This window comes from Acidimicrobiales bacterium, from assembly GCA_035547835.1.
In the GTDB taxonomy this organism is placed as follows: Bacteria; Actinomycetota; Acidimicrobiia; order Acidimicrobiales; family Iamiaceae; genus DASZTW01.
Genome location: DASZTW010000002.1, coordinates 69,790 through 87,038, shown reverse-complemented (window position 1 = coordinate 87,038; position 17,249 = coordinate 69,790). Strand labels below are relative to the sequence as shown.

Genomic DNA, 17,249 nt, shown 5'->3' with positions numbered 1-17,249 from the left:
GCAATCCATTGACGACGACACTGAGGCGACGCGGGCGACTCGGCGCACTTGCCGTACTCGCCCTCCTCGCCGCCAGCCTGCTCGTGGTTGCACCGGCCTTCGCGGACGACGGACCGGGCGGTAGCGGGAGCAGCGGCGATCCATTCACCTCGATCGACAATCTGCCCATCGCCCCGATCTCCTGTCCGGCCAGCCTCAAACCGGCGGGGGCGCTGCTGGCCTTCTGCATCGAGATGACGTTCGAGGGCGGGCACGCGAAGTTCGGAAGTGTCAGCTCCACGGTCAGCGGCCCGATCAAGGTGCGCCAGGTCGTGGCGGTCACGTTCGGATCTGACGGGCTCGAGATCACCAACGTCGATGAGGGCGGTAGCGGCAGCGGCGGCGGTGGCCTGGGCTTCCCGCCCATCGACGTGCCGGGCGGCATCGTCGGCAACGAGAGCCTCAACTCCCTGTTGAAGCCCGTCACCGGCGTGAGCGCAGAGATCCAGCCACTCGGTGCGCTGACGCTCAGCGACGTGAACAGCACCGGGGTGCTCGGACTGATCCTGGGCACGCAGACGGAGCCGTTCACGCTGGCGACCGCGAGTATCCCGTTGCGCGTGAAGGTGAACAACCTGCTGCTCGGCGACACCTGCTACATCGGAAGCGCCACCGACCCGATCACGTTCAACCTGCCGATCAACCTGTCGGAGCCGCAGTACTGGTCCGGCACGAACGACACGGGCCACTTCCTGTACATCGTTCCGAAGGCGGACGCCACTGATGGGTCATTCGCCGTCCCGGCTGCCGGCGATTGCGGTCTCTTGGGCCTCGGCAAGGCGCTCGACAGCATGAACCTCCAGCAGCTCAACTTGTTCGACCAGCTGCTCGACAACGCGGTCGGACTCCCCGCAGCGCCGGGCACCAACCTGCTGTCGCTGCAGGGTTACTTCGGCCTGACGGCGACAGGTTCGGACGGGATCAGCTCGCCCCCGGCTCCATAGGGGCCCAGCTCGCGGGCGACGATGCCCGCAGCGACCACATCACAGACAGCGCGCGGGGCGGGACCGAATCGCCCCGTCCCGCTCGCTGTCCTGATCGGGCAAGGAGCGCGCAGTGCGCCATCTGAAACACCTCGTGGCCGGGGCCGTGATCGTCGCCGCAGTGGCCATGACCGGGTGCAGCAGCAACCAGAAGCCTGGCGTGCGCGCCGCGGCCACGGCCACGGCGCCGACCACGCCGGTGGGTCAAGGCCACCCAACCGACGGGTCGCCGACCACCAACGGCACCGGGGCCGGCGTCGGTCACGACGACGCCACCAAGGCGGAGGTCGACCCCGCCACGGCGTCGAAGGCGATCGGCTATGTGGAGAAACTCATCCCTCCCCTGCACGGCTCGGTGCCGCGCAGCGCCTACGACCGTGTGCTGAGCGCGACCTGCACCGCCACGGTGGGAGGGGCAGCCGACCGCAACGCAGCGACCGCCACCGCAAACGGCATCGTCGTGCGGATACCGAAGGGTCCCGCGGCCCTGCCGCAGTACCGAACCGGCATGATCCTGCTCGCCGAGACCTATCTCTCACTTGACCACTGCGGCGCCCCGGCCCCCTACGCCGACGCCGTGCTCCGCGCACTCGAACCCCACGCCAGCCAGGCGCTGCTCGAGATCGTCAGAGGTGGCTGACTCGCGAACCCTCGGGCAACCCGCGGCGAATAGCCTTCCCCCTCGATGGGGGCCAAGCGGGCGTCTGGGGACGGCGAACGGCTGACGATGGCTGATCTCCGAGCCCGTCAGCGTCTCGAGCAACGGCGCCACGCGCTCGACACGGCGCTGGGCATCATCGCCGCCGACGGCGTCGACGCGCTCACGATGCAGCGACTCGCCGACGAGCTCGCCTGTGGCATCGGATCGATCTACCGGCAGTTCACGTCCAAGAGCGCGCTGCTCGCGGAGCTGCAACGCGGCGCGCTCGAGGTGCTGCACCGGTCGCTGGCGGGCTCCCAGACCTCCCTCGACTCTGTCTGCAACGAGCGAGGGGTGTCGGACCCTGCCGAACTCGCGCTCTCACGCGTGCTCGGGGCAGCCTGCTTCTGGGTCGACGCGGAGCTCACCTTCCCGCTCGAGGTCGAGCTCTGTCGGCGAATGTTCACCTACCCGTCCGTGGTCATGTCCGACTCCGACGTCGCACAGGTACTTCCCGCCGCGTTGGCCGTGCTCGAGACTGCCCGCCAGCTCCTTGCCGCAGCCGTCGAGCTGGAGGCGCTGGCCCCCGGCGCTGACCTGCAGCGAGCGTTGACGATCATCGCCGCGACCAATGGGGTTCGCATGACGTCGGGTCTCCACAGATTCAGCGCGACGTTGTTCGATGGCAGCGAGCTCGCCAACAACTTGGTCCGCGACCTTCTGGTCGCGTGGGGCGCGCAGCCGGCACGGCTCACCACCGCGGCCGGGGTCGTCGCCGAGCTCGCCGCTCGTGGAGAGCTCGTGCCGGCCGTCGAACCTTCTCATTGACAGGCGGGCTTCAAGCCCCGGGGCGCTGCCACGCGGTCAGCGGTTGCGGGCCTTGCGTCGACCGCGGGCATGGCGCCCTCGTTTGCCGCGCCCATTGGTGGCGCGGCTCGATCCCGACGCGCCACGGCGCGCCCGGCGATCGCGCCGGAACCCCCGCACTGCCCACCAGGTCGCGAGGAGCAGGCCGACCAACGCCACCGCGGCGGCGAGCAGCAGCCACGGCGCAATGCCATTGCTGCGCTTCGACGTGAACTGGAAGGTCTGGGCGCGTTGACCGAGCCCGGCGCCGACCGGCGTCGACGAGTCGGAGGGATGCCCCGGTAGGTCGGCCTGCACCGACACCCGCACGGCAGACGAGAGCGGCCCGTCGCCTGGCCGCTGCAACGAGGGCAGCAACGACGAGAGTGTGCGGTTGCCGAGCGCGGCGGTCAACGTCGGGTCGCCGAGCGCGTCGACGCCTTTGGACAGGTCGACGGTGCCGTCGAGGCGCCACCGGGTCGAGGTGAGCGACACGTGGCGACTCATGTGGAGGTCGCGCAGCGGACCCTCCGGACCCGACAGTTCGGCCAGCAGACGGTTGCCGTCGATCAGGCTCGCGAAGTGGTGCGAGACCGTGGCAGAGAACGATCCGTCCGGCCCCACCGTGGGGCCCGCGACCGTCCATCCGGCGCGGCGCAGGTCCGCGACCGAGAGGAGCCCTGCGGGCGGTGGGAGACGCTTGGCGGCCGCCGCGTCGACCCGCACCACGACCTCGATCTCGCCGCTGCCGTCGTTCTTCACCTTCACCGTGACGTCGGCGGTGGCCTGGCACCCCGCCAGCAGGATGAGCGCCACGGCCAGCAGCGCCAGCAGCACCGGGCGCGCCCGCCGGACCGGACCGCCCGCGTCGGCACCGGGAACGCCGCCGTGGAGGGCGACCTGCACGTCGTGGCTCACGCGGCCCAGCATCCGCCAGCCGTCGGCGCGCTCAGGTGGTGCGCACGATCAGCAGCGATGCCGGGAGGTGGTGGGTCACCTTGTTCGGCACCGAGCCGATGGTGAAGAACCGCCGCGCGCCAGTCATTCCCTTGTTGCCGACGACCACCAGGTCGTAGCCACCCGCGACGGCCTGCTCAGACAGCACCGTCGCAGGATCACCGTCGACCACGAGCGTGTCGATCGCCACGCCCGAGTCGGCGTGCCGCGCGGCTTCCGCCTCCACGATCGGGCCGCCCCGGCGGGGTGAACCAGCGGACAAGATGGTGAGCGCGGCGCCCGTGGCCGAGGCGACCGACACGGCGCGCTCGACCGCCTTCGATGCGGTCTTCGACCCGTCGGTACCCACGAGGATCTTGCGGTACATCGGCCAGACCCTACTGTCCGGCCCGCGGCGGTTCGCTCAGGACTCGGCAGACGACGGGATCTCGCCGGTACCCGCCTCGGCCAGCTCGGGCTGCGGAGGATCGAAACCCTCGATCGACCGGAACACGACCGCCTTCTCGCCGCGGGCCGACTCGGGGTCGTCCTCCGCGTCGACGATGACCGTCTCGCCGGCACGGAACTGCTTCCACAGCAGCCGCTCCGACAGCGGGTCCTCCACCAGCCGTTGGATCGCACGGCGCAGCGGGCGGGCGCCGAGACCCGGGTCCCAGCCGCGCTCGGCCAGTTCGACCTTGGCGGCGTCGGTGAGCTCCAGGCCGATGCCCTGGCTGCGGAGCTGCTCTTGCACCCGACGGATCATGAGGTCGACGATCTGGCAGACCTCGTCCTTCGACAGCTCGTGGAAGACCACGGTCTCGTCGATGCGGTTGAGGAACTCCGGACGGAAGTGCTCCTTGAGCGCGTCGTTGACCTTGTCCTTCATGCGCTCATAGGTCATGGCCTCGTCGCTCTTGCCGAACCCGACCGATGCCTTGCGCAGGTCGCGGGCGCCGAGGTTCGAGGTCATGATCAGCACGGTGTTGCGGAAGTCGACCGATCGACCCTGCGAGTCGGTCAGGCGGCCTTCCTCGAGGATCTGCAACAACGTGTTGAAGACATCGGGGTGGGCCTTTTCGATTTCGTCGAACAACACGACCGAGAACGGCTTGCGGCGGACGGCTTCGGTGAGCTGGCCACCTTCCTCGTAGCCGACGTAGCCCGGGGGCGACCCGACGAGGCGGCTGACCGTGTGCTTCTCCATGTACTCGCTCATGTCGAGCTGGATCACGGAATCCTCGTCGCCGAACAGGAACTCAGACAGGGTCTTGGCGAGCTCGGTCTTGCCGACACCCGACGGGCCCAGGAAGATGAACGACCCGCTGGGCCGCTTGGGGTCCTTCAGGCCGGCGCGGGTGCGGCGGATGGCCTGCGAGACGGCCTTGATGGCGTCTTCTTGGCCGATGACCCGCTTGTGGAGCTCGTCCTCCATGCGCAGGAGCTTGGCGGTCTCTTCCTCGGTGAGCTTGTAGACGGGGATGCCGGTCCACACCGACAGCACCTCGGCGATGCTCTCCTCGTCGACCACGTCGAACAGGTCGACGCCCGAGTCCTTGATCTCCTGTTCCTTGGCCTCCTTGCGCGACAGGAGCTCCTTCTCCTTGTCGCGCAGCTGGCCGGCTTCCTCGTAACGCTGGGCCTCGACCGCGGCCTTCTTGTCGGACTGCACCTTGGTGAGCTCGTCCTCGAGCTCCTTGAGGTCCGGCGGTGCCTGCATCCGCTTGATCCGCAGGCGGCTGCCGGCCTCGTCGATGAGGTCGATGGCCTTGTCGGGGAGGTGGCGGTCGGAGATGTAGCGGTCGGCCAAGTTGGCCGCGGCCACGACAGCCTGGTCGGTGATCGTCACCCGGTGGTGGGCCTCGTAACGGTCGCGCAGACCCTTCAGGATCTCGACGGTCTGGGCCACGGTGGGCTCGTCGACCTTGATCGGCTGGAAGCGCCGCTCGAGCGCGGAGTCCTTCTCGAGGTACTTGCGGTACTCGTCGAGTGTGGTGGCGCCGATGGTCTGCAGCTCACCGCGGGCGAGCATCGGCTTGAGGATCGACGCGGCGTCGATGGCCCCCTCGGCCGCGCCCGCGCCGACGAGCGTGTGGATCTCGTCGATGAACAAGATGATGTCGCCGCGGGTGCGGATCTCCTTGAGCACCTTCTTGAGGCGCTCCTCGAAGTCGCCGCGGTAACGGGAACCGGCCACCAGCGCACCGAGGTCGAGGGTGTAGAGCTGCTTGCCGTCGAGCGTCTCGGGGACGGTCTCGGCGGCTATGGCCTGGGCCAGGCCCTCGATGATGGCGGTCTTGCCGACACCCGGCTCGCCGATGAGGACGGGGTTGTTCTTGGTGCGCCGGCTCAGCACTTGCATGACCCGTTCGGTCTCGCGCTGACGGCCGATCACCGGGTCGAGCTTCTTGTCGCGGGCGAGCTGGGTGAGGTTGCGACCGAACTGGTCGAGCACCAGCGAGCCACCCGACTGGCTCTCCCCCGACGCGGAGCCACCCGTGCTGGCACCGGCCTTCTCGGCACCGGCGCCCTGGTTGCCAAGCGTGCCGGACAACAGCTGGATGACCTGTTGGCGCACACGGGACAGATCGGCACCCAGCTTGACGAGCACCTGCGCGGCCACGCCTTCGCCCTCACGGATCAAACCGAGGAGGATGTGCTCCGTACCGATGTAGTTGTGGCCGAGCTGCAACGCCTCGCGCAACGACAGTTCCAGCACCTTCTTGGCGCGCGGGGTGAACGGGATGTGCCCCGAGGGCGACGACCCGCCTTGGCCGATGATCTCCTCGACCTGCGCCCGCACCGCCTCCAAGGAGATCCCGAGCGACTCGAGCGCCTTGGCGGCCACCCCTTCGCCCTCGTGGATCAGCCCGAGGAGGATGTGCTCGGTACCGATGTAGTTGTGGTTGAGCAGCCGGGCTTCTTCCTGCGCGAGCACCACCACTCGCCGAGCTCGGTCTGTGAACCGTTCAAACAAGGTCTTTCCTCCCACCCCAGTGGGGATTCGTGCTGCAAGTGTATCCCCGAGGCCTCCGAGCCCCGCCGTCGGAGAGGTTTTCGGCACTGAAACCTCTCTCGCCTATCGTCGGCCGGAATTGTTCGCGCCCGAGGCCCTCGCCTCCCGTGCGCCTGCCGAACCGGGACGACCGTGGCCGCCAACGATCTGTTCACTCTCGCCGGAGCACCCGATGAGCGCGCGCGGGTCGAAACGGCGCTGCTCGCCGCCGTCCACGTGGCCGACGACACGTACCTCACCGAGATCGCCAGCCATCTCATCCACGCGGGCGGCAAACGCCAGCGACCCGGCTTCACGTTGGCGGCGGGTGCCTGCGTCGACGGCTACACCGGTCCGGCCAGCGCCGACGTCGTATCCGGCGGGGTGGCGGTCGAGCTGGTCCACCTCGGATCGCTGTACCACGACGACGTGATCGACGAAGCCCTCACCCGGCGCACCACCGAGAGCGTGAACGCCCGATGGGGCAACTTGCGGGCGATCCTCGCGGGTGACTTCCTGCTGGCCCGGGCCTCGGAGATCGCCGCGGCGCTGGGCGCCGAGATCGCCGCCCTGCTGGCCAACACCATCGCCCAGCTGTGCGCCGGAGAGCTGGCCGAGCTCCAGACCGCTTACCAGCCCACTCGGTCGCGCGACGCGTACTACACCGCCATCGACGGCAAGACGGCCGCCCTCTTTGCAGCCGCCACCCGCATCGGCGCGATCGTCGCCGGCCACCAGCCCGGCGACATCGAGCGACTCACCCGCTTCGGGCAGGCGTACGGGCGGGCGTTCCAGATCGTCGACGACGTCCTCGACCTCACCGCCACCGAGGAACAGCTGGGCAAGCCCGTGGCCCACGACCTCGTCGAAGGGATCTACAACTTGCCGGTGCTCCACGCCCTCGCCGGCCCCGACGGCGACGAGCTGGCGGCGCTGCTGGGGACCCCGATCGGGGGCGAGGTGCTCGAGCAGGCGCGATCGCTGGTGACGGCCGGCGACGCCATCACCGCAGCGGTGCGAGAAGCGGCGTCGGAGTGCGACCAGGCCGTCGACCAGCTCGGCCCGCTGGCCGCCACGCCGGGTGGGGAAGCTCTGGTGGCCGCCGCCGACCACCTCGTCCGCAGCGTTCGCACGGGCTGATCAACACCGCCCCATCGGGCTGGTCGGGTCGACGACCTCACCGCAGGCGGCGAGGTGACGCCGGCCGGTGCTGCGCTCGGCAAGCGAGCGGTCGGACCCTCGGCTGGCGTGCCAGCCAGGCAGGTGACGCCGTGGCGTGGCCTCAGGCGGCGGAGGCGGGGGCCGGCAGCGTCCCGGCCACATCCCGTTGCGCCGCGATGACGCGGTCGACAAACCCGGTGACCACGCGGTTGTAGGCGGCGGCGTGCTCGACCATGAAGCCGTGCGCACCACCGCGCACCACCGCGAGCTCCGCGCCAGGGATGCGCTCGGCCAGCTCCTCGGAATCCGCCAGCGGGGTCAAGATGTCCTGACTGCCGACGATGACGAGCGTGGGAACGTCGATGGTCGACAGCTCGGCGCGGATGCTGTCGTCCATCGACAGGATCGCTTCGATCTGGCCGGCGAAGGTGGCCACCGGAGCGCCCATCATGACGGGGCCGAGCACCCCCATGAGCGGCCAGAACCGCCGGAGTGACCGCGGCCCGACGATCCACCGCATGTTGCGGTTGGCGAACGCCCGCATGCCCTGGGTGCGAGCGATGTCGGCCCATTCGTCGAGCAGCTCACGGCGCCAGGCGGTGTGGTGGCACGCCGTGCACGCCAGCACCAACGAGCTCACCCGGTCCGGATGCGTGATCGCCAAGAGCTGGGCGAGGATGCCTCCCATCGACGCGCCCATCACGTGGGCACGCTCGACTTCGGCGTGATCGAGCACGGTGACCAGGTCGTCGACCAGGCGAGGAAGGTCGACGGGAGTGTCGGGACGGTCGCTACGGCCCAGCCCTCGGTGGTCCGGGGCCAAGCAGCGGTAGCGCCGCCCGAAGGCCCGCCGCTGCGCCAGCCAGCCGCGGCTGTCGGTCCCGAGCCCTTGCACCATCAGCACCGGCTCGCCAGCGGCCCGCCCGAACGCCTGGTAGTGGATCCGGACATCGTCGTCCGTCAGTGCCCACGGCATGGCGATCACGGTAGTGGAACAAGAACGCGTTCTCGCACCCGACACCCCCGTTCGGGGGGTTGGAGGGGGGTTGGAGGTTCGCGGGCCCGCGGCGTCAGCGGATCAGGAGCGACGGGGGCATGGCCTGGTCCAACAGGGCCTGCACCTCGCGGCGGGCGGCGTCGGCCACCTCGGCGACCGTGAGGGGCCCACGGCGCGGGCTCGCGGCGATGGGCTCGCCGACGAGCATCCGCCAGCGGCGACCGACCTCACGTCCCACGACCCCGACCGGCACCACCGGCACACCGGCGACGACCGCGGCAGCCAGGTGGCGGAGCGGCACCGCGCCGGCGTGGTGCCGATGGACGACCTCTCGGTCGAGGGGCACCGCGACCAGCTCGCCCGCCCGCAGCAGGCCGCTCACCTCGTCGGGGTGCGACTGCACCACACCGAAACGTCGCAACGCGGGTCCCAGGACCCCGACGTCGGGGGCACCGACCGGGCGGATGAACCGTCCTGTCGCCTTCCGGAGCCCGCGGCTGAGCACGAACATCTCCGACACCCCGAACCGGCGGTTGAAGACCACCATCGCGGGCCCCTCGGCCGGCAGGTGCTCGCCGCCGTCGACGTCGATGCGCCACCGCACGGCCAGCAGCGGGCTGACGAGGTCGACCAGCTCGGGGTCGAGCCCCCATTCGTCGATCGGGTTCGTGCCGTCCCAACGGTGGCGCAGGATCCGCACCGTCGGCTCGGCTTCCCGCCGCCCGCCACGGCCTGCCGGGCTCGACACCACCGTGCGCGGGGCGCGGGCTCCAGACGCACGACCGCGGAGATCGGCGACCGAACCAGTTGCGCGCCGCCCGGCCGTCACGCGGCTTCCTCTCGCACGGGGAGGTACGTGACCTCCGCCCACTCGTACAGCATCTCGACCACTTGGCGGGTGGCGCGCGTCGGCGCGAACCCGAGCGCACGGGCAGCCAGCGTGCCGTCGGCGGTGCGGCCACGCACCAGCAGCTCACGGATGTGCGCAGGCAGCGGCGCCGACAACAGCTCCGCCACCAGTTGCGCGCCGCGCCAACCGGGACCCCACAACGGCACTCCGACCCGGCCGCCGAGGCGGGCAGCCTGCGACGCCGTGATGACGCCCGGATTCACGACGTTGACGGGCCCATCGAAGCCGGCGTCGAGCGCCGCCATGACGGCCGTGGCGGCGTCCTCTTGGTGCAGGACGGAGAACGGCAAGTCGCCGGTGAGGCTGACCGGCACGAGCGGCAGTCGCAGCAGGCGGCCGAGCGGGCTCGGGAAGTGCGGCCCGACCAGCGACGCGAACCGCAAGATGGTGACGGGCACCCCGGCGGCGAGCCCGGCATGGGTGGCGGTTCGCTCGACGTTGAGCAGGGCCTGGCCGAACGGCGACGTGGGTTGCGGTGGGATCGACTCGTCAGGTCGGAACGGCGCGCCGCGCGGCCGGCCGTACACCTCGAGGCCGGACCGCACCACGAGCTTCGTGAGCGACGGACAACGCGCCGCGGCACCCAGCACCGCGAGCGCGACCTGGTTGGTGCCCCGGAGCGCGACGCCCGGCGTGAAGCGGGCGTGCGGTTCCATCACCCCGAGATGCACCATCACCTGCGGATCGAAGTCCTCGACGACCGACACCAGACGCCGTCGGTCACGGAAGTCGACGCGCGTGAACGCTGCCCGGGCCAACCTCCGGCGCGGAGGGTCGTCGTCGATCCCGAGGATGTCGCTGACGTCCACGCGGTCTTCGAGCAAGTGGGCAACCCGGGTGCCGAGCTCGCCGCCCATGCCGGTCACGAACACCCTCATCGGTCGCCACCCGGCTCAGCGGTCGAGCGAACGGCTCCGGGCGAGCCGGTGCCCACCTCGGGCCGCAACGTGGGAAACGCGATCACATCGCGAATGGTCGGCGAGTCGGTGAGCAACATGACCAACCGGTCGATGCCGATGCCGAGTCCGCCGGTGGGCGGCAAGCCGTACTCGAGCGCACGGAGGTAGTCGTCGTCGACCACCATCGCTTCGTCGTCGCCGGCCGCCTTGGCTCGGGCCTGGTCCTCGAAGCGCGCCCGCTGCTCCGACGCGTCGGTCAGCTCGCTGAAGGCGTTGCACAGCTCGCGGCCCGCCACGATGGCCTCGAACCGCTCGACCATGCCGGCCAGCTCGCGGTGGTCGCGGGCGAGCGGCGACACCTCCTTGGGGTAATCGCACACGAACACCGGACCCCACAGCGTGGCCTCGGTGGTCTTCTCGTACAGCTCGAGCAGCAACTTGCCGGGCCCGTAGTCGGGCTTCCACGGCACGTCGAACTCGTCGCAGAGCTTGCGCAGCCCGTCGACGCCGAGCTCGAGCGACACGTGGGTGCCGACCTGCTCGCTGGTGAGCTCCGCGAGCGTGGCGCGCCGCCAGGGAACCGACAGGTCGAGGTCGCGCCCGCCGTAGCTGATCGTGGTCGTGCCCAGGATCTGTTCGGCGAGGTGAGCCACCAGCTCCTCGGTGATCGCCATCATGTCGCCGTAGTCGGCATATGCCTGGTACAGCTCGAGCATCGTGAACTCGGGGTTGTGGCGGTTCGACAGGCCTTCGTTGCGAAACACCCGGGCCACTTCGAAGACCCGCTCGAAGCCGCCGGCGACGAGCCGCTTGAGGTACAGCTCGGGCGCGATGCGCAGGTACAGCTCCATGTCGAGCGCGTTGTGTTGCGTGGTGAACGGCTTGGCCAGTGCACCGCCCGGGATCGGATGGAACACCGGGGTCTCGACCTCGATGAAACCGCGATCCTCGAGGAAGCGTCGGGTGAGCGACACGACCCGAGAGCGGGTTGCGAGGGTGGCGCGGGTGCCGTCGCTGACCCACAGGTCGACGTAGCGCTGGCGGTAACGGGTGTCGGGGTCCGTGATGCCGTGCCACTTGTCGGGAAACTGGCGGCTGGTCTCGGCCAGCAACTGCCAACCGTCGACCCGCACCGACAGCTCGCCCTTGCGAGTGGTCATCACCTCACCGGTGACGCCGATCCAGTCGCCGAGCGACAACTCGGTGAAGGCCGCGAAGTCGGGGGTGGCGTCGACCCTCGCGAACAGCTGGATGCGGCCGGTCTGATCGGCGAGCGTGCCGAACGCCAACTTGCCCTGGGTGCGCCGCAGCATCAGGCGGCCGGCCACCGTGACGGTCTCGCCGGACTCGATCCCGGGCTCGAGACCGCCGAACCGGTCGCGCAGCCCAGCGGCCGTGGCCGTCGGCTCGAAGCGGTACGGGATGCGGCGGGGATCGGCGGCAGTCACGGTCCCGTCATGCTTGCAGCCGCGAGCGCGCCGCGGCGAACCAGTTGGTCCGACGCCGGGCGCCAAGCTGCTGCTCACCGCTCGCAGCCGCCGCGATGCCGACCACCGGCGCACGGTGTGGGACCGAACCGCAGAGCTCGTCGGCCTCTCCCCGGCCGTCGCCTGACGACCACCATCCAGTCACCCGCCTCCCGGGGGACGCTCAGGCGCCCGGACCGCGAAGAGGTGGGCCGGCCACCCGGTCAGCTGTTGCGCTGGTGGATCAGGCGGAGGCCGTGGAGGGTCAGCCACGGCTCTATGTGGTCGACCGAACGGGTGTAGGGGGCGATCAGCGATGCCAGTCCGCCCGTGGCGATCACCACCGGGTCCTTCTCGAGCTCGTCGACCATCCGCGCGCAGATGCCGTCGACCATCCCCGCGAACCCGAAGATGGCGCCCGCCTGCAACGCCTCGATGGTGTTGCGGCCGATCACGTTGCGGGGCTCGCGCAACTCGACGCGGCGCAGGGCGTCGGCGCGCTGGTACAGGGCGTCGAGGCTGATGTCGATGCCCGGCGCGATCGCGCACCCGAGCAGCTCGCCTTTGGCCGACACCGCGTCGTACGTGGTGGCGGTGCCGAAGTCGAGGACCACGCAGGGCCCGCCGTAGACGTCGACCGCGGCCACCGCGTTGGCGATGCGGTCCGCGCCGACCTCGCGGGGGTTGTCGGTGAGCACGGGCAGCCCCGTCCGCACGCCCGGTTCGAGCACCAGCGCATCGAACCCGAAGTAGCGCTCGGTCATCTCCCGGAACGCGGCAGTGCAGCGGGGGACCACCGACGACACCACGATGCCGTCGATCTCCTGGTCGAAGCTGCCGCCGTGGAAGCCCAGGAACTCCTGGACGGTGAGCGCCTGCTCGTCGGCGGTTCGCTCGGGGTTGGTGGCGATCCGCCAGTGGTCGAGGAGGCCTTCCTCGCACGGGCTCGGTGACCGCTCGAGGCCCGTCGACTCGACCGGCGCCGAAGCTGCTCCGCCGTTCCCAGCCGCCGACGCGACCGGCCGATCACCCGCCGATGAGCCTGCGGTCGGCTCGCCGTCGTCGCCGTACAGGCCGATGACGGTCTGGGTGTTGCCAACATCGATGGCAAGCAGCACTTCAGTTCCTCACGCGCGGAGAGACGGGTCGATGTCGAGGCCGATGTCGAGCACCGGCGCCGAGTTCGTCAGCTGGCCGGTGGAGACACGGTCGGCACCCGTGTCGGCGTACGCCCCCACCGTGTCGAGGGTGATGCCGCCCGACACCTCGATCAAACAGCGCCGCCCACCCGGGTCCGCCTGCCTGGCCAGCCCGACGCACTCACGCACGAGGTCGGGCGGCATGTTGTCGAGCAGGACTGCGTCGGCTCCGGCGTCGAGCGCTTGACGGAACTGGCCGATCGTGTCGCACTCCACGTGCACCGTGCGGGCCGGCCACTGCCGGCGGGCGAGCTGTACCGCTTCGTCGATGGGCAACACGGTGAGGTGGTTGTCCTTCAGCAGGATCCAGTCAGAAAGGTTCCCGCGGTGGTTGGCGCCGCCACCGGCTCGAACCGCTGCCTTCTCCAGCGACCGCAAGCCGGGTGTGGTCTTGCGCGTGTCCCAGATGGCGAGCGGCGTGCCGTCGAGCGCGTCGACGAACTGCCGGGTCAGGGTCGCGATGCCCGACAGGTGACCCAGGAAGTTGAGGGCCGTCCGCTCCGCGGTGAGCACCGACGCGAGCGACCCGCGCACCCGACCGATCTGCTCGTTGGCACCAACTCGATCGCCGTCGTCGGCCAACCACTCGACCTTCACGTGGGGGTCGACTTGTCGGAATGCTTCTTCGGCGCAGGTACGGCCTGCCAGCACGCCAGGCGTGCGCACCACGAACGCGGCGTCGGCGTCGGCGTCGGCGGGCAGCAGCGCCGCGGTCACGTCGCCGAGTGGGGTGAGGTCCTCGGCCAGTGCCCGAGCCACCGCTTCGCGCACGGCGACACCCGGCGGGTGCACGCCACCGGGCGCGATCGGGTCGCTCGACGGGCCAGCCATGGCCGAAAGCCTGCCCGACTCGGCCACAAGAGAGGAAATGCTCCCGGCCGGGACGGCGTCAGGGCCGCCCCGGCCGGGGCCGGGTCAACGAGACGCCTGGCTCAGCGCGGTGTCGATGCTGAGCGCAGAAGCGAGCACGAGGCTGCGCAGCGGATCCTCGAGCGGCCGGCTGATCTGCACCACGTAGTTGTCGGCGCTGGTGAAGGCCGCCTTGGCAAAGCCCTGCCAGGTCTTGTCGACCCGGGCGATCTCGGCGTCGGTCTCGTCGCGGATGTTGAACTTCCACGCCCGCCAGTTCTCACCGTTGAGCGAGCCGATCTTTTGGCCGTTGACCACGTAACCGAACCGGATCTTGCCGATGCGGTTCTCCTGCAGGATCTGGCCGATCTCGTTGCCTTGCGCGTCCTGCACGAGGAACTTGTTCTTCATGAAGGCCTTCGGCCGCACGATCTGCAGCACCAACGCGCCCTGTGCATCGACGATCTGGAGCGTGTGGCTGAGGAACATGTCGACGCTGGAGACCGCCCGCAGGACCTTGCGGGCCGCGCTCTGACCCACCTCGCGGACCGCGCCGATCTGGGTGCCGTGCTGGTCGAAGATCCCGTACTCGTTGGTCAACTCGAACAGCTTGGCCTTTTGGTTCACGACCAGGATCGGCTCGGTGAACAGCGTGCCGCCACCCTGGACCGTGCCAGGTGCTGCGCCTGTCTTCTTGGCGACCGCTTGTTGGATCTTCTCGCGGTTCTCGTTCATCTGCGGAATCACGGGCGCCGCTTGGTCGAGCCGATCCGTGGACTGCTTGCCCTTGGAGGAGACATCGTCTGTCCACTGGGTGCCGTCCCACCAGCGGTACTCGTGGCGTCCGGCGGGGTCGGGGTACCAGCCGGGGTTCGTGTTGGTGGTGTCTGCCATGACGGCAACGTAACCAACGGCACGGATCTCAACCCCTCGGGCGGGTGATTCTCAGGTCACGGACCGAGCACCAGGCGGCAGTGGAAGGACTCGAGCGGGTCGGGATAGTCCTCGCGGGTGTGCGCGCCGCGGCTCTCGGTTCGCGCGGTCGCCGCGGTCACGAGCGCCGCACCGATGTCGCACAGGTTGCGCAGCTCCTGCGAGGCCGGGTCCGCTGCCTGCACGTGCGCGGCGGCGCGGGTGAGCTGCGTCGACGCCTCGGCGAGCGATCCGGCCGAGCGCAAGACACCGGCCGTCCGGGTGAGCACCCGCTGCAACTCGTCGCGGGCGACGGCGACGTCGGCCACGATCGCGGATCGGACACCTGGGGACGAACCGTCGGCCCCTGACGAACCAGCGGCGACCCTCTCGGTCCCACCGGCAGACGGCAACGCGACCGGGCCGAGGGCCCGTCCGGGCACGTCGGCCGGCGCCCGCACGACGCAGCGCATCGCGCCGGTCGGCTCCGGTCCATCGACGCCCGCCGCCACGGCCTCCACCACCCGCGGCCCGAACACCATGCCTTCGAGCAGGGAGTTCGACGCCAGCCGGTTGGCGCCGTGGACCCCGCTGCAGGCCACTTCGCCGGCGGCCCACAGGCCCGGCAGGTTGGTGGCACCGCGCAAATCGGTCACCACTCCCCCGCTCAGGTGGTGCGCAGCAGGGGCGATCGGCAGCCAGTCCGTGGCCGGGTCGAGCCCGACCTCGGCGAGCGACGCAGCGATGGTCGGGAAGCGGGCGTCGAACCGGTCGAGGCCGGTGGCGTCGAGCCAGAGGTGGTCGACCCCACCTTCCGACATGCGAGCCGTCATGGCTCGCGACACCACGTCGCGAGGCTGGAGCTCGTCGACGAAGCGTTCGCCGCGGTGGTCGCGCAGCAGCGCCCCATGCCCCCGCAGCGCTTCGGTGAGCAGCGGCCGGGGCATCTTCGGGGTGTGCAAGGCGGTGGGATGGAACTGCATGAACTCGACGTCGGCCACCGCGACTCCGGCCCGCAGCGCCATCGCGATGCCATCGCCCGTGGAGGCCACCGGGTTGGTGGTGACGGCATAGAGCTGCCCGGCGCCGCCGGTGGCGAGCAGCACGTGCGCGGCTGGGATCTCGATGAGGCGGCCCGCAGGATCGAGGGCGGTCACTCCCCGGCAGCGCCCGCCGCCGGCGACGAGTTCGGTGGCGAAATGATGCTCGTAGACGGCCGTCGCCGTTCGTCGCACCGCAGCGACCAGCGCCCGTTCGACCTCGGCGCCGGTGGCCGCCCCGCCTGCGTGTACCACCCGCGCCATGGAATGGCCGCCTTCGCGAGCCAACTCGAGCTGGCCGTCCGCGTCGCGGTCGAAGATCGCACCAAGACTGATCAGCTCGTGCACGCGATCGGGCCCTTCGTCGACCAACACCCGCACAGCGTCGAGGTCGCACAGCCCTGCGCCGGCCTTCACCGTGTCAGCCAGGTGCAGGTCGGTCGAGTCGGGGTCGGCGTCGAGCACCGCGGCGACGCCACCTTGGGCCCACCTCGTGGTGGCTTGCTCCAGCTCACCTTTGGTGAGCACACCAACCGACAGCCCGTGCACTTCGGCCGCTCGCACGGCCGCCGACAGCCCGGCCACCCCCGAACCGATGACGAGCAGATCCAGGGGGGCTCGCGGTGCAGGCGCCACGTCGCCCTGCGAGATGGCAGGGTCGGGTCGGTCCACTGGCGCGGCTCCTCGAACTCGCGCGGGGGTGCCGCTACTGGTTGCCGAAGGCGCTGGCGAGCTCGGGCGCCAGGTCGGCCGCCGACTCGATCTCGACGTAGCGCCGCGGCGCAGGACGATCGAGGCCGGCCAACGCCCGAGCCGTGTCTTCGTCGACCGGCTGGTTGCCGGAGTCGACGTGGACGACCTGTGGTTCGAAACCCTCGAGCTCGGCCGCTTCGTAGTCGGCGTACGTGATGACGATCAGCCGGTCGCCGGGCGACACGAGGCGGGCGGCAGCACCGTTGAGGCAGCAGTCGCCCGAGCCCCGCACGCCGCTGATGGCGTACGTCTCGAAGCGGTTGCCGTTGTCGATGTCGAGCACGTGCACCTGCTCGTACTCGGCGATGTCGGCTCGTTCGAGGAGCTCGGGGTCGAGCGTGATCGAACCCACATAGTGGAGATCGGCACCGGTGACCGTGGCCCGGTGGATCTTCGACTTCATCATGCGCCTGCGCATCGTTCCTCCTGTGGCCCTACCGGACCAGGGTGGGCGCCCATGGGTCGCCCCCGTCAGGGACGCTTCAGTCTGCCATCTCGCCGTCGGATCCCGGCAAATCCACCCCGACCATGCCCGCTCCTTGCCGCCCCTTGCCGATCCTCCCCCGAAGTGGGTGGAGAAGTGGCTGCCGTTGGGACCAGATCCCCACCCGTTCGGGAAGGGTT

Annotated in this window: 16 protein-coding genes; 4 read left to right on the top strand and 12 right to left on the bottom strand. The window is 70.2% G+C overall.

Annotated elements, in window-relative coordinates; genetic code table 11:
• The first annotated feature begins 8 nt into the window (after window positions 1-8).
• From VHA73_01700 to VHA73_01690, 3 genes are all read left to right on the top strand, one after another.
• Window positions 9-983: a hypothetical protein gene (locus tag VHA73_01700; GenBank protein ID HVX16720.1), complete on the top strand. Its 975-nt coding sequence runs from the start codon at window positions 9-11 to the stop codon at window positions 981-983.
• Window positions 984-1,095: 112 nt separating this feature from the next.
• Entirely contained in the window at window positions 1,096-1,662 is a 567-nt protein-coding gene (locus tag VHA73_01695; protein HVX16719.1) for a hypothetical protein, read from the top strand.
• An 87-nt stretch (window positions 1,663-1,749) separates the two neighbouring features.
• Entirely contained in the window at window positions 1,750-2,490 is a 741-nt protein-coding gene (locus VHA73_01690; protein HVX16718.1) for a helix-turn-helix domain-containing protein, read from the top strand.
• Between the two features lie 36 nt (window positions 2,491-2,526).
• Here VHA73_01690 and VHA73_01685 read toward each other — a convergent pair whose 3' ends face one another.
• Genes VHA73_01685 through VHA73_01675 form a run of 3 tightly spaced genes read right to left on the bottom strand, consistent with a single transcriptional unit; the run spans window position 2,527 to window position 6,382 of the window.
• Window positions 2,527-3,426 (bottom strand): hypothetical protein, encoded by a 900-nt coding sequence (locus VHA73_01685; GenBank protein HVX16717.1) that lies wholly within the window; start codon window positions 3,424-3,426, stop codon window positions 2,527-2,529.
• A 31-nt stretch (window positions 3,427-3,457) separates the two neighbouring features.
• Window positions 3,458-3,832, bottom strand: a complete 375-nt coding sequence (locus VHA73_01680; protein ID HVX16716.1) for a universal stress protein — start codon at window positions 3,830-3,832, stop codon at window positions 3,458-3,460.
• A gap of 36 nt (window positions 3,833-3,868) precedes the next feature.
• Window positions 3,869-6,382, bottom strand: coding sequence for an ATP-dependent Clp protease ATP-binding subunit (locus tag VHA73_01675; protein ID HVX16715.1), 2,514 nt, complete (start codon window positions 6,380-6,382; stop codon window positions 3,869-3,871).
• 210 nt (window positions 6,383-6,592) lie between these two features.
• Here VHA73_01675 and VHA73_01670 point away from each other — a divergent pair, with 210 nt between their 5' ends.
• Window positions 6,593-7,579: a polyprenyl synthetase family protein gene (locus VHA73_01670; protein HVX16714.1), complete on the top strand. Its 987-nt coding sequence runs from the start codon at window positions 6,593-6,595 to the stop codon at window positions 7,577-7,579.
• Window positions 7,580-7,721: 142 nt separating this feature from the next.
• Here the strand turns inward: VHA73_01670 and VHA73_01665 are convergent, their stop codons facing one another.
• From VHA73_01665 to panD, 9 genes are all read right to left on the bottom strand, one after another.
• A complete protein-coding gene (locus VHA73_01665) occupies window positions 7,722-8,576 on the bottom strand; it encodes an alpha/beta fold hydrolase (protein ID HVX16713.1) in 855 nt (284 codons plus the stop codon).
• 94 nt (window positions 8,577-8,670) lie between these two features.
• Window positions 8,671-9,345, bottom strand: a complete 675-nt coding sequence (locus VHA73_01660; GenBank protein HVX16712.1) for a hypothetical protein — start codon at window positions 9,343-9,345, stop codon at window positions 8,671-8,673.
• Window positions 9,346-9,422: 77 nt separating this feature from the next.
• Window positions 9,423-10,385, bottom strand: a complete 963-nt coding sequence (locus tag VHA73_01655) for an NAD-dependent epimerase/dehydratase family protein (GenBank protein HVX16711.1) — start codon at window positions 10,383-10,385, stop codon at window positions 9,423-9,425.
• Entirely contained in the window at window positions 10,382-11,854 is a 1,473-nt protein-coding gene (gene lysS / locus VHA73_01650; protein ID HVX16710.1) for a lysine--tRNA ligase, read from the bottom strand. The genes VHA73_01655 and lysS overlap by 4 nt, the downstream gene beginning before the upstream one ends.
• Before the next feature lie 242 nt (window positions 11,855-12,096).
• Window positions 12,097-12,990 (bottom strand): type III pantothenate kinase, encoded by an 894-nt coding sequence (locus VHA73_01645; GenBank protein ID HVX16709.1) that lies wholly within the window; start codon window positions 12,988-12,990, stop codon window positions 12,097-12,099.
• A gap of 9 nt (window positions 12,991-12,999) precedes the next feature.
• Window positions 13,000-13,902 carry a carboxylating nicotinate-nucleotide diphosphorylase gene (gene nadC / locus VHA73_01640; protein HVX16708.1) on the bottom strand — a complete coding sequence of 301 codons (903 nt, stop codon included), beginning with the start codon at window positions 13,900-13,902 and terminating at the stop codon, window positions 13,000-13,002.
• A gap of 84 nt (window positions 13,903-13,986) precedes the next feature.
• Entirely contained in the window at window positions 13,987-14,814 is an 828-nt protein-coding gene (locus VHA73_01635; protein ID HVX16707.1) for a phospholipid scramblase-related protein, read from the bottom strand.
• A gap of 56 nt (window positions 14,815-14,870) precedes the next feature.
• Window positions 14,871-16,544: an FAD-binding protein gene (locus VHA73_01630; protein HVX16706.1), complete on the bottom strand. Its 1,674-nt coding sequence runs from the start codon at window positions 16,542-16,544 to the stop codon at window positions 14,871-14,873.
• Window positions 16,545-16,578: 34 nt separating this feature from the next.
• Window positions 16,579-17,043: an aspartate 1-decarboxylase gene (gene panD / locus VHA73_01625; protein ID HVX16705.1), complete on the bottom strand. Its 465-nt coding sequence runs from the start codon at window positions 17,041-17,043 to the stop codon at window positions 16,579-16,581.
• Between the last annotated feature and the right edge of the window lie 206 nt (window positions 17,044-17,249).